Origin of the sequence: Micromonospora sp. WMMD730 (assembly GCF_049178955.1) — a bacterium.
Taxonomy (GTDB): domain Bacteria; phylum Actinomycetota; class Actinomycetes; order Mycobacteriales; family Micromonosporaceae; genus Micromonospora; species Micromonospora wenchangensis.
Genome location: NZ_JBMHML010000002.1, coordinates 3058060 through 3070768 on the forward strand (window position 1 = coordinate 3058060; position 12709 = coordinate 3070768).

Here is a 12709-nt window from a genome sequence, read left to right on the forward strand (position 1 = left end):
CCCGCTACAGGGTGACGACGAAGAAACAGGTGGGCAGGTTGACCACGACCCGCTCCCAGATCTCGGCGCACAACGCCCGCCCCGGTTCGGCGAAGGTGCCCGGCGGCGGCTCGGCGAACCGGATGGTCGACCGGCCGGCGTCGAACAGCACCGCGCCGTGGCCGAAGTCGCCGACGATCGCGGTGCCCGGGTCGACCAGCCGGGTCCGGACGATGAAGACGCCGTTGTCCTCCACGTCGCGCATCAGGTTCCCCTCGCCGAGCAGCCGGTAGTAGTCGGCCGGGTTGATGATCAACCCGTCGGCGGTGCTGCCCATCTGCTCCACCTCGTTGCAGGCGGCCAGGATGGTCGACGTGAACGGCGCGGGGTCGGTGAGCCGGCCGAGCTGCGGCATGTTCAGCAGCCCGCCCTCGCCACGCAGGATGGTGTGGTTCTCGGCGGTGGCCAGCCGCACCACCAGGCGGTAGTCGATGAACTGGGCGAAACCCACCGGGTCGGCCCACAGCTCGTCGGGCACCTGCACCCAGGCCCGGGTGGTCAGCAGCTCCGGGATGGGGGAGCGGTGGAAGTGGTTGGCGGCCTCCCGGCGCAGGTCCGCGCCGTCCACGACCGGGTCGCCGGGGCGCGGTGGGCTCTCGTGCCAGTAGAACTCCTGCGGCTCCCGGGACAGGTCCACCACCTTGAGCATGTTCCGCGACGGGTAGCGGGGCTTGCGCCGGGAGCTGGTCAGCGAGTCGGTGATGGTGACGTCGTAGTCGACGCTGGTGTCGAAACCGTCCTTGCTGAACGCCTCGACGAACAACCCGCCGGGCGACATCTGGGTCCTGCGTTCGGCGACCACCTCGGCGATCGTCCGCTTGACGGCGTCGGTGCGCTGCATGACTACCCTCCTGGTCCGAAGCTGGTACGCGGGTCGGTGCGGCCGGTCAGGCCGGCTTGCGGGCGACGAACATGCCCCAGCCGAACTCGCCCCGGTCGATCGCCGCCTGGATCTCGTCGCAGGAGGCGGCGAAGCCGAGGATCCACCGCCGGGCCGCCTCGTCGTCGCTTGCGGCGGCCCGCTGCCGGGCGGTCTCCCCGAGCACCCGGTACGTCTGCCGGATGTGCGTGTCGAGGCTGCGGGCGACGGTCACCTCGAACCCGGCCGCCGTCAACGCCTCCCGGTAGCCGTCGAGGGAGTAGCCGCTGCTCCACCGCACCCGGTCGTAGACGTGCCGGCGGGCCGCCTCGCCGACCTCGGCGACGGGTTGCAGGAAGTCGGTGACGGCCAGCGTCCCGCCGGGGGTGAGCACCCGGAACATCTCCGCGTGGCTGCGCGCCTTGTCCGGCACCAGGAACAGCGCGTCCTGGCTGACCACGTGGGTGAAGCTGCCGTCGGCGTACGGCATGGCGGTGGCCGAGCCGTGCCGGAAGGCCACCGGCAGGCCACCCCCGCGTTCGGCCAGCTTGGTCTGGGCGAAGCGGACCCGTTCGATGCTCAGGTCCAGCCCCTCGCCCCGGCAGCCGGTGTGTCCGGCCAGCCGCAGCAGGAAGTTGCCGCAGCCGCAGCCGACGTCCAGCACCGTCGAGGACGCGTCGATGCCGGCCTCGGCGGCGAGGATGTCCGACGTCCGGTCGGCCGCCGCCGGGTAGTCGGTGTCGTCGGCGTCGGCGTCGGCGAAGTAGCCGGTGTGCAGCACCCCCTCGCTGTCCCAGAAGCTGAGGTACGTCTGGGTGGTCTGGTCGAAGAACTCGGAGACGTCCCGTTCGGTGAACTGGCTGGTCGTGGACATGCGGCACTCCTTCGTGCGCGGGGGCGGGCGGGGGTGTGGGCGGGGTCAGGCGTAGGTGTCCCGGCCGACGCCGGTCAGGTGGGGCAGCTCCGGGCCGGTCGCGGCGGCCCCGCCGTCGATCAGGTGCACCCCGGCGGTGACGAAGGAGGCCCGCTCGCTGGCCAGGAAGGCGGCCACCGCGGCCACCTCGTCCGGCCGGGCCAGCCGGCCCACCGCGCTGTGGTGGCCCATCGCCGCCAGCCGGGCCTCCACGTCGCCGTCGGTGGCGAGCCGGGCGGCGGCGCGTTCCATCGGCGGGGTCCGTACCCCGCCCGGGGCGAGCACGTTGACGGTGATGCCGTCGCGGCCCACGTCGACGGCGAGGCCCTGGGCGAACCGGACCAGCGCCGCCCGGGTCACCCCGGAGAGCACCAGCGGCCCGATCGGCACGCAGGCGGTCTCGGAGGCGACGAAGAGCAGTCGTCCCCAGCCGGCGGCCCGCAGGTGCGGCAGTGCGGCCGTGGCCAGCGCCACCGCCGGCAGCAGCACCCGGTCCACGGCGGCCCGGTAGTCGTCGACGGCGAAGCCGCTGGCGGTGCCGACCGGCGGGCTGCCGCCTCCGGCGACCAGCACGTGCACCCCGCCCAGGTCGGCGGCGACCGCGTCGACCCAGTCGCGGGCCGCGTCGGGATCGGTGAGGTCGACGCTGGTGGCGCTGACCCGACCGGTCGCCACCTGCGTCAACTCCCGCTCGGCGGCGGCCAGCCGGTCCGGGTCGCGTCCGCAGATCGCCACCTGGGCGCCCTCGGCGGCGAACTCCTTCGCGCAGGCCAACCCGATGCCGCTGGTGCCACCCGCGACCAGGGCGACCCGCCCCTTCAGCCCGAGATCCACGCCCGTTACCTCCCGTTGTCCGATGTGCTGCCGACCGTCGCCGGGGCGGGGCCGGGGGAGCGGTAGCCGTAGCGGCCGAACAGCGGCCAGGCCAGCGCGGTCGCGGCCCACCGTCGGCGGGTCGACAGGGTGCGCCGCCAGCCGTCGTCGGAGTCCCGGATGAGCGTCGGCCCGGTGCGGAACCGGTCCGGGTTGCCGGTGACCGTGTGGTTGGTGTGCAGGTGCACGGTGCGGCCCTGCACCGGGTTGCCGGCCGGGTCGGCGGCGCAGAGCCGCAGCAGCGCGTCGACGGTGCCGGCCGGGTCGGCGGTGAACTGCTCGTAGCGCAGGAACATCGACCGGTCCGGGTACCGGCGGGTGATCGCGGCGGCGGCCCGGTTGAAGCCGTGCCAGTAGCCGGTGCTGCGGGTGGCGGACATCGCGTAGACGTACTGCTTCGGCTCCCGCCACGAGTGCGCCACCGCCCGGGGGTCGCGGACCAGGTGCACGTAGTACGGCCGGATACCGGGCAGGTGCGCCAGCAGCGCGGCCTCGCCGGGAATCTTCGTGGTGTCCACGATCACCCGCGCCCCGGTCCGGTCGGCGATGCCGTGGTAGACCAGGCCCATCAGCTCGGCGTGCGCGCGGATCTCGTCGTCGTGCAGGCCGCGTCGCAGCACCCGCCAGGTGTGCCGGGTGCGCACCCGGGACCACTGCCGCCGGATCACCGTCGCGGCGTGCGCGTCCGGGGACGTCCCCTCGGGCCGGCCGATCGGCAGCACCGTCGACCAGACCGGGCAGCCGGTCAACGCCGCGCCGCAGCCGCACCTGTCGTTGACCCCCCGACCGGTGGCGTTCTTCCACAGGAAGTGCAGCTCACCGACGTGGAAGAAGCCGGGTATCTCGTTGAGGACGTTGCCGATGATGGTGCTGCCGTTGCGGCACCAGCCGGTGATGCACAGGACGGTCAACGGCTCGCTCATCCGGCGGGTACCTCCGTGGGTGTGGTGGGGCGGCCGATGCGTACCGCCAGGGCCGCCGCGACCAGCGCGCAGGCCGCGCCGACGACGAAGACCGCCGGGTAGCCGAAGCCGGCGGCGACCAGGCCGGTGACCGGCCCCCACACCGCGAGCCCCAGATCCCAGAACGAGGTGTACGCGCCGATCGCCGCGCCCTGCCGGGCCGGGTCGGTCCGGTCCATCACCATCAGTGCCAGCGACGGGTGCAGCAACGAGAAGCCGATCCCCATGACCACGCTGCCGGCCACGGCCACCGGCAGGTTCGGGGCGACCGCGACGACGGCCAGCCCGACCGCCTCACCGACCCCGCACCAGGCGGCCACCCGACGCGGCCCGAGCCGGTCGGGCAGGTGCCCGATGACCAGCCGGGTGCCGGCGTAGACGGCGCTGAAACAGCTCAGCACCACCACCCCGTGCCCGATGTCGCGGGCGTCGAGGTGCAGCACCACGAACGCGGCGAGCCCGGCGTAACCGGCGGCCCCGAGGGTCAGCGCGATCCCGGGCAGCAGCGCCGGGCGCAGCAGCAGGCCACCGCCACCGCCGGTCGGGGCGGTCCGGGGCGGCGTCGGCACCACGGCGACCAGCCCGGCGGCGAGAAGCGGCGCGGCGGCGCTGAGCACCCACACCGCGGTGAAGGAGACCTGTTGCAGGGTCGCGCCGAGGAACGTGCCGGCCGAGATGCCGCCCCACATGCTCACCCCGTACAGGCCGATGAGCTGGCCGCGCCGGTGGTGCGGGGCCAGCGCGACCGTCCACACCGCACCGGCGGTGAACAGGGCGGCCTCACCGGCCCCGAGCAGCAGCCGCACCGCGACCAGTGCGGGCACGCCCAACGGCAGCAGGTAGAGCAGGCCCCCGGCGCCGACGACCAGCGCCCCGGTCAGCATCACCGTGCGGTGGCCGTACCGGTCGGCCAGCGCGCCGGCGACCGGGCGGACCAGCAGCGCGGTCACCGCCGTCACGGTGACCACCAGGCCGACGGTGAAGTCCCCGGCGTCGTGCCGGTCGCGCAGGAACGCCGGGAGCACCGGGATGACCGCGGTGAGCCCCAGGTAGCCGGCGAAGAGACCACCGAAGATGCCCACCATCGCCAGCCGGGGGACGGCGGTGTCCCGGGTCGGGGCGGTGGTCATGCCCGCACCGACTCCACCCCGACGGCCGCCGGGAGCGACCCGTCCGGTGCCGCGCCGCCGGGCCTCCCCGCCGCGGCGGCGACCTTGCGGACCGCGCGGATCAGCTGGTCGCAGTCGTCGGGGGTGAGACTGGACGACAGCGGCACGTCGACCGTCTCGGCGAGCAGCCGGGCGGTGCGCGGCAGGGTGGCCCGTACCCGTGCCGGGTCGCGGTCGTCGTACATGAACCGCCAGTTCCAGAAGGCCCGCACGTTGAGGTCGTCGTCCGCACCGATGTTGCGGGCGTCGATGCCCTCGGCGCGCAGGGCGCGGGTGAACCAGCCGGCGTCGCCGCCGGGCACCCGGAACACGAACGCCTCACCGAGGTACGCCCCGGGCGCGACCGGGTTGCGGATCGCGATCCCCGGCAGATCGGCCAGCGCGCCGCTGACCTGGGCGTAGTTGCGGTGGAACAGGGCCAGTCGCTGCGGCAGCCGGGTCAGTTCGGCACGCAGCAGGGCGGCCCGGATCTCGTCCATCCGCAGGCTGAGCAGGGGCAGGTCCAGCCCGTCGACGGGCGGCTCGGTGCCGGGGAAGTGCCGCCGCAGCCGCCCCTCGTACGCCCCGGACAGCGCCACCGCCCGAGCGAACAGGGTGCTGTCGTCGGTGACCAGGAAGCCGCCCTCACCGCAGTTGAGCGCCTTGTCGGACTGGGTGCTGAACGCCCCGGCCACGCCGAACGTGCCCAGCTTGCGGCCGTGCAGTTCGGCACCGAGGGCGGGCACCGCGTCCTCGATCAGCGGTACGCCCATCTCGGCGGCGAAGGCGGCCAGCGCGGCGACGTCGGCGGCGAAACCGCGCATGTGCACGACCAGGATGGCCTTGATCTCCGGCCGCCAGCGACGGCGCAGGTCGTCGAGGTCCATCCGCAGGTCGTCGTCCACCTCGACCAGGAATGGTCGGCAACCGGCCAGCACAATGGCGCTCGGGGTGGCGACGAAAGTGAATCCCGGGCAGGCCACCAATGAGCCGGGCGGAACGGCGGCACCCATGATCGCCAGGGCGAGCGCGGCGGTGCCACTGGATACGGCGAGGGCGTGCCGGGTGCCGAAATAACGGCACAGTTCCGCCTCGAACTGCCCGCACTCCGTTTCCGCCTCGGTGCGATGGTCGTAGCGGAAGTAGAGGTGGCTGCGGATAGCGCGCATCGCCGCTTCCTCGTCGTCGGCGCAGACGTGTACCGCGCCTTTGTCGTAGGTGGGCCAGGGAGTGCGGCGGATCGGTGCGCCACCGTGCAGGGCAAGCTCTTCGTGCAGCTCAGCGCCGTGTGAAGCCGGCCGGGGCCGGGTCGGCGCGGGATCTTCGTCGTTCCCGTTCACCGGTGTGCTCCTGACTGCCTGCGGCAGTTTTCCCGACTGGGTCGACAGGGAATTGCGCACGGGGCATCCGCCTCGCGGGCAACCGCGTCGAAACGCCGGAACAACTACCAGATCCGACATTTGCGCGGGCCGGGAATCCGGTGAACAACATGATTGCCCTCGGGATGCGGGCCGTCAACCATGTGCCGGGAATGAGCGTCGACTTAACACCCGTTGAGGTCAGTCGGCCGTGCCCCTGGTGGCGGACAGTGACCATTACGAATGGCGAATGTCGGGCATTCCGCCGGGCCGGATCGTCCCGGCCTGCCGTTATGCGCCGCCGGCCGCGGGACGGCCTCCTACCGTGCGTGTGGGCGGCCGGCCCGGCTCGGAGCCGTGCTTGCGCCGAGCGGGCGTTCCGCCCCGAACAGGAGGATGGGCCGGCTCCTGCGGCCGGGGCCCGGGTGGGGCCCCGGCCATCCAGCCCGGCCCCGGTCTCCCGCTAACTCTGGGGTGCGAGAACCTGGACCGGGGTGGGACGAGGCTCGTCACTGCCGTCCCCGAGTTGGCCCTGGCCGTTGGCACCCCAGGCGACCACCGTGTAGTCAGGCTGAAGCGCCAGGCTGTGGTAGCCGCCGGCGGCGATGTCCCGGATCCCGTACAGGAACCGCTCGCAGGGGGCGATCTGTCCCACCGCACACACCTGCCCCGGGACCGTTCGGCCGGTGAACGTGCCGTCGCCGAGCTCACCTGTGAAGTTGTCGCCCCAGGTCAGGACGCCGCCGCTACTCAGTTGCGCCATGGTGTGGACCGGGCCGGCGGCGATGTTCCGGATTCCGTACAGGAACCGGTCGCAGGGTGCCGTCTGCCCCACGGCACACACCCGCACCGGCGTTGCCCGGCCGGTGAACGTGCCGTCGCCGAGCACACCTGTGAGGTTGTCGCCCCAGGTGACGGGGCCGCCGTCACCCAACAGGGCCATGCTGTCGGCGACGTTGGCAGCCACGGATTTCGCCGCGTACAGGAACCTGGTGCAGGGGGCGACCTGTCCCACCGCGCACACCCGCACCGGGGTGGCGCGGTCGATGGTGGTGCCGTCGCCCAGTTGCCCGGCCTGGTTCCAGCCCCAGGCCAGGGCCAGCGCGTTGTCGGCCACCGCCGCGGTGTGGACCCAGCCGCCGGCGATGGACCTGACTCCGCTGAGGAACTTGGTGCAGGGGGCTACCTGCCCCACCGCGCACACCCGTACGGGAGTCAGACGGGTGTAGATGGTGCCGTCTCCGAGCTCGCCCAAGGAGTTGTAGCCCCAGGCGACGGCGGAGGTGTTGTCCAGCACCGCGAGACTGTGGAACGCGCCGGCGGCGATGGACCTGACTCCGGTCAGGAACCTGGTGCAGGGGGCGACCTGCCCCACCGCGCACACCCGTACCGGAGTGGGGTGGTTGTTACGGGTGCCGTCACCGAGATCCCCCCAGTTCTCGCCCCAGGCGACGACGGTGTGGTCCCTGAGCAGGGCGAGGTTGTGATTGCTGCCGGCGGCGATGGCGATCACGCCGGTGAGGAACCGGGTGCAGGGAGCGCCCTGTCCCACCGCGCACACCCGTACCGGGGTGGTGCGGTCGACGGTGGTGCCGTCGCCCAGCTGCCCGGCGTAGTTTCCGCCCCAGGCGACGACGGTGCCGTCCGAGCGCAGCGCGAGGCTGTGGCTCTCACCCGCGCCGAGGGCGGTCACGGCACCCAGTTTCGCCGGCGCCCGCCCCGTCGCGTCGTGCGCCGGCACCGCAGAGGTGACGGCACGTTCGACGGGTACGCCGCTGGCGTGTCCGGCGGACGCGTCGCCGATCGCCGCCACCATCGCGAGTACCGCCACCCCGGCGGCGAGGACCGATCGTCGGCAACGGGCCGTCGTCACGGCGACGGTGCGTTGTGACGACCTTCCGGGTGGTCGGCTGCTCATTCTTCTCTCCCCTCTGAGGGTGGCGTGGACTGCGCGCCGATCCGATCAGGATGGTCGGTCAGGTGGGTGGGGTTCGCCCTCTTCGGGAATTGAAGCGCCCTCGGGAAAATGCCGGCGGGGGCGGGAATGCGATCGCTTTTCGCCTTATCGTCCGCAGATTTGCGGGTGGTTGTCCAGCGGAAATATATACCGATGCTGAATGATCAGAAAACAGGCGTGTCGAATGAGTGTTCCGCTCACCATTCGGAGCTTTCGTGCCGCCGTCGGGTCCGCTGCGCGTGCCCGCCACATGCCGGCGGAGAAGGCGCGCGTGGTGCGCCGCGTCCGTGCTGGCTCTTGCGGCGACGGGGTCGGGTGGTCGCCGGCGACCGGCAGCCCACGGCCCGACACGGGCGTACGGCCGAGGTGCCCGGCGGCGCGGGCCGGTGGCTGCGCCGCCGGGCACCTCGGCCTGTCCGGCCGGCGGCAGCCACCGGCCACGGTGCGGGCGGGGGTGATCAGCCGGGGCGTTCGGAAACAGGTGACCGTCAGACGGTGTAGAGGACCTTCACGCCGGTGACGGTGGTCGCCGAGACGGCGGTGCCCCGGACGTTGGAGTTGAGGTTGCGCCAGCCGTTGTTGCTGGCCGCCTCGTGCACCATTCCGCCGACCACGGTGTAGATGATCTTCACGCCGTTGAAGCTGATCGCGGCGAGGGCGTCGGGGCTGACCCCGGAGATGCCGGAGTTGAGGTTGCGCCAGCCGTTGATGCTGTTCGCCTCGTGCACCCAGCCGCCGACGACCGTGTAGATGTACTTGACGCCGTCCATGCTGATCACGGCGAGGGCGTTGTTGCTGACGCCGGAGATGCCGGTCCACAGGTTGCGCCAGCCGTTGTTGCTGGCCGCCTCGTGCACCAGGCCGCCGACCACGGTGTAGATGATCTTCACGCCGTTGTGGTTGATGGCGGCCAGGGCGTTGGGGCTGACCCCGGAGATGCCGGTGTTCAGGTTCTTCCAGCCGTTGGCGCTGGACGCCTCGTGCACCCAGCCGCCGACCACGGTGTAGATGTACTTGACGCCGCCCACGTTGATCACGGCCAGGGCGTTGTTGCTGACGCCGGAGATGCCGGTCCACAGGTTGCGCCAGCCGGTGTCGCTGGACGCCTCGTACACCAGGCCGTTGTTGACCGTGTAGAGCAGCTTGTTGGTGCCCATGACCATGGCCGCGGTGGCCGAGCCGGTGATGCTGTTGACCGGCAGCATCTGCCAGCCGCTGTGGCTGCCCGACTCGTACACCTGACGGTTGGCGGCCTGGCCGCAGTTCTGGCTGGTCATGTTCCGGGCCGGCGAGGTGGGGCCGGAGATGTAGAGCGGGCCGGTGGACGGGCTGCCGTCGGAGGTGATGCCGGAGGGCACCCCGTTGAAGTACGACTCGGTCTTGACGCCGTCGCGTACCTGCTCGTAGTGCAGGTGCGGGCCGGTGGAGTTGCCGGTGCTGCCGACCCGGCCGAGCTGCTGGCCGGTCGACACCCCCTGGCCGGCGGCGACCATCGGCGTCTCGATCATGTGCAGGTAGAGCGTCCGCCACCCGCCGCCGTGTTCGATGATCACGTGCCATCCGCCGCCGCTGCCCCAGCCGGCGAAGGAGACGGTGCCGCTGGCGGAGGCGAGGATCGGTCGGCCGTTGCTGGCCCCGCCGGTGAAGGTCAGGTCGATGTCGTAGTCGTCGTGACCGTAGTAGGTGGCCATCCGCCACGTCTCGCCGCAGGGCACCGGCATCTGGAAGTTCGGCCGGGGGCCGGCGGCCTGGGCCGGGGTGGTCACGACGGCGGCGGCGCCCGCGAGCGCGAGCACCGTGACGCCGGTGGTCGCGAGCATCAGTCGGGCGGCGGTGCGGAGCCGGGCGAGTGGACCCGTCATGCGCGGTTCCCTCCAAAGTGGATCGTGGGGTTGAAGGATGTCGATCCTACGGGTCCCGAGGTCCGCCCGGAGGGCCCGCGCCGGTGCCGGATCAGCAGAGTGGGTGTCCCTACCGGCCGCCGTTCAGCCGGTGGCGACCGAGACGGCGACGGCCACCATGATCACGGCGATCGTCCCGTCGACGGCCCGCCACGCCGCCGGACGGGCGAGCAGCGGCCCCAGCCGACGGGCACCGAAGCCCAACCCGGTGAACCAGACCAGGCTCGCCGCCGCCGCGCCGGCACCGAACGCCCACCGGTTCGGGTCCTGGTGGGCGACCGTGCCGAGCAGCACCACCGTGTCGAGATAGACGTGCGGGTTGAGGAACGTGAACGCCAGACAGGCCAGCAGCGTCGCCCGCAACGTGGCCGCAGGGCGGTCCAACGGGCTGAGGGCTGAGGGGCGCAGGGCGCGGCGGGCGGCCAGCAGCGCGTACCCGAGCAGGAACGCGACGCCGCCCCAGCGGACGGCGACCAGGACGGCCGGCGTCGCGGTCAGCGCCGCCCCCAGGCCGGCGATGCCGGCGGTCATCAGGGTGGCGTCGGCGGCCACGCAGATCGCCACCACCGGCAGCACGTGCTCCCGGCGCAGCCCCTGGCGCAGCACGAAGGCGTTCTGCGCCCCGATGGCGACGATCAGCGCGAGGGAGAAGCCGAAACCGGCGAGCACGGAACCCATGACGGCCACGCTAGGGCGGTAGCCTCCTGCACTCCAGCTAAAGAATCTGCATCACCGTTAGAATCGCTTATGCCGCTCGACCCGGTCCAGCTCGCGACGTTCCAGGCCGTCGTCACCCAGGGCAGCTTCGACGCCGCCGCGCGGGCGATGAACGTCACCCCGTCGGCGGTCAGCCAGCGCATCAAGGCCCTCGAACAGGCCGTCGGGCAGGTGCTCGTCCGCCGCACCCGGCCGTGCGTGCCGACCGCCGCCGGTGCCCCGCTGGTCCGCCTCGGCGGGCAGGTGGCGCTGCTGGAACAGGAGGCCCTCGACGCGGCGCGCGGCACGCTGGGCGACGGCACCCGCACCCGGGTCGCCGTCGTGGTCAACGCCGACTCCCTCGCCGGCTGGTTCCTGCCGGCCCTGACCGCCGTGCCCGACGTGCTGGTCGACCTGCGCACCGACGACGAGGGGCACACCGCGCGGCTGCTGCGCGACGGCACCGTGATGGCGGCGGTCACCACCGAACGCGTCGCCGTGCAGGGCTGCCGGGTGCTGCGCCTCGGCGCGATGCGCTACCTCGCCGTCGCCGCACCCTCCCTGCACGCCGCATGCTTCGCCGACCGCGACCCCGCCACCGTGTTCCCGACCGCGACGATGATCCGCTTCGACCGCAAGGACACCCTGCAACACCGCTTCGCCCGTACGCTCACCCGCCGCGACGTCGACCCGCCGACGCACTTCGTGCCGGGGACGGCCGCCTTCACCGAGGCGGTCCGGCTCGGCCTCGGCTGGGGCCTGCTCCCCGAAGCCGTCGCCCGCCCCGACCTCGCGGCCGGCCGCCTCGTCGAGATTGCCGCCGGCCGGCACCTCGACGTGCCGCTGTACTGGCAGTACTGGCGACTGGAGTCGACGGCGCTGGCGGCGCTGACGGCGGCGGTCCGGGCCGCCGCGAGCACCGCACTGCGCTGACGGTGAGCGGGGCGGACCCCGTCGGGACGGCGCACGGCGGGCCTCCGCTCAGCCCGCCACCCGCCCGGCGACGAACGTCCTGCGGTACACCTGCGGCGACACTCCACTGAGCCGCTTGAACTGGACCCGGAAGTGCGCCGGTGAGGCGAAACCGACGAGGTGGGCGATCCGGTCGACGCCGTGGTCGGTGCGTTCCAGCAGCTCCTGCGCCCGGCGGACACGCACGGCGGCGACCCACTGCATCGGGGTGCGGCCGGTCTCCTCGTGGAAACGGCGATTGAGCGTCCGCACGCTGAGCCCGGCCCGGGCAGCTACGTCGGCCAGGGTCACCCGCTCGTCCGCGTGCGACTCCAACCACTGCAGGACCGGGCCGAGACCCACCCCGGCGGGGTCCACGCCGGGGCGCACGATGAACTGCGCCTGCCCCCCGTCGCGGTGCAGCGGGGCCACGGCCTGCCGGGACGCGTCGGCGGCGACCGCCGCCCCGTGGTCCCGGCGGACCAGGTGCAGGCACATGTCCACGCCTGCGGTCGCCCCGGCGGAGGTGACGAACTGGCCGGTGTCGACGAACAGCACCGCCGGGTCCACCCGGACGGCCGGGTACGTCGCCTGGAACAGCTCGGCGGCGGCCCAGTGCGTGGTGGCCCGCCGCCCGTCGAGCAACCCGGCGGCGGCCAGGGTGAACGCGCCCACGCAGATCGAGGCGATCCGGACGCCGGCGGCGGCAGCCGCCCGCAACGCGTCCAGCACCGCGCCGGGCACCGGCGCGGCCGGGTCGTACCGGCCTGGCACGATTACGGTGTCGGCGTCGGCGAGCGCGTCGAGGCCGTGGTCGACGGCCAGCCGCAGCGGGCCGGCGTCGACCACCGGCCCGCTGCCGCAGACCAGCACCCGGTAGCCGGGCCGGCCGCCCGGCAACCGCACCCGGCCCAGCACCTCGATCGGGGTGGCCAGGTCGAACGCGATCGTGCCCGGGAGCGCCAGGACCAGCACGGTGTGCACGGCGGCACCTCCCCAGGATCGACCACGTGCGGCAAGAAACAGTCGGACCATGGCAATCCTGCCACTGG

General features: G+C 72.9%; 11 protein-coding genes. 1 reads left to right on the forward strand and 10 read right to left on the reverse strand.

Translation table 11 applies throughout. The annotated features are described in order from the left end of the window. Positions 1 to 4: 4 nt before the first annotated feature. The 9 genes from ACN265_RS13370 to ACN265_RS13410 form a co-directional block, all read right to left on the reverse strand. The gene (locus tag ACN265_RS13370) at positions 5 to 880 is read right to left on the reverse strand and encodes a family 3 encapsulin nanocompartment shell protein (RefSeq protein WP_357927817.1); all 876 of its coding nucleotides are present in this window, start codon (positions 878 to 880) and stop codon (positions 5 to 7) included. A gap of 46 nt (positions 881 to 926) precedes the next feature. Then, the gene (locus tag ACN265_RS13375; RefSeq protein ID WP_421407750.1) at positions 927 to 1772 is read right to left on the reverse strand and encodes a class I SAM-dependent methyltransferase; all 846 of its coding nucleotides are present in this window, start codon (positions 1770 to 1772) and stop codon (positions 927 to 929) included. 45 nt (positions 1773 to 1817) lie between these two features. Further along, positions 1818 to 2645: an SDR family NAD(P)-dependent oxidoreductase gene (locus ACN265_RS13380; protein WP_421407752.1), complete on the reverse strand. Its 828-nt coding sequence runs from the start codon at positions 2643 to 2645 to the stop codon at positions 1818 to 1820. A 5-nt stretch (positions 2646 to 2650) separates the two neighbouring features. Further along, on the reverse strand, positions 2651 to 3607 hold the full coding sequence (locus ACN265_RS13385) for a sulfotransferase (protein ID WP_421407753.1): 957 nt from the start codon (positions 3605 to 3607) through the stop codon (positions 2651 to 2653). Next, the gene (locus ACN265_RS13390) at positions 3604 to 4776 is read right to left on the reverse strand and encodes an MFS transporter (protein WP_421407755.1); all 1173 of its coding nucleotides are present in this window, start codon (positions 4774 to 4776) and stop codon (positions 3604 to 3606) included. The genes ACN265_RS13385 and ACN265_RS13390 overlap by 4 nt, the downstream gene beginning before the upstream one ends. Continuing rightward, complete coding sequence (locus tag ACN265_RS13395) at positions 4773 to 6134, reverse strand: DegT/DnrJ/EryC1/StrS family aminotransferase (RefSeq protein ID WP_421407758.1); 1362 nt, start codon at positions 6132 to 6134, stop codon at positions 4773 to 4775. The genes ACN265_RS13390 and ACN265_RS13395 overlap by 4 nt, the downstream gene beginning before the upstream one ends. Before the next feature lie 481 nt (positions 6135 to 6615). Next, the gene (locus tag ACN265_RS13400) at positions 6616 to 8025 is read right to left on the reverse strand and encodes an RCC1 domain-containing protein (RefSeq protein WP_421407760.1); all 1410 of its coding nucleotides are present in this window, start codon (positions 8023 to 8025) and stop codon (positions 6616 to 6618) included. 572 nt (positions 8026 to 8597) lie between these two features. After that, positions 8598 to 9971, reverse strand: a complete 1374-nt coding sequence (locus tag ACN265_RS13405; RefSeq protein WP_421407763.1) for a M23 family metallopeptidase — start codon at positions 9969 to 9971, stop codon at positions 8598 to 8600. Between the two features lie 123 nt (positions 9972 to 10094). Further along, positions 10095 to 10688 carry a LysE/ArgO family amino acid transporter gene (locus ACN265_RS13410; RefSeq protein WP_421407764.1) on the reverse strand — a complete coding sequence of 198 codons (594 nt, stop codon included), beginning with the start codon at positions 10686 to 10688 and terminating at the stop codon, positions 10095 to 10097. Positions 10689 to 10757: 69 nt separating this feature from the next. On the opposite strand from ACN265_RS13410, the gene ACN265_RS13415 reads away from it, so the two are divergent. After that, a complete protein-coding gene (locus ACN265_RS13415) occupies positions 10758 to 11639 on the forward strand; it encodes a LysR family transcriptional regulator ArgP (protein ID WP_421407766.1) in 882 nt (293 codons plus the stop codon). 48 nt (positions 11640 to 11687) lie between these two features. On the opposite strand, the gene ACN265_RS13420 is transcribed toward ACN265_RS13415, so the two are convergent. Continuing rightward, complete coding sequence (locus tag ACN265_RS13420; protein WP_421407768.1) at positions 11688 to 12641, reverse strand: GlxA family transcriptional regulator; 954 nt, start codon at positions 12639 to 12641, stop codon at positions 11688 to 11690. Positions 12642 to 12709: the final 68 nt, after the last annotated feature.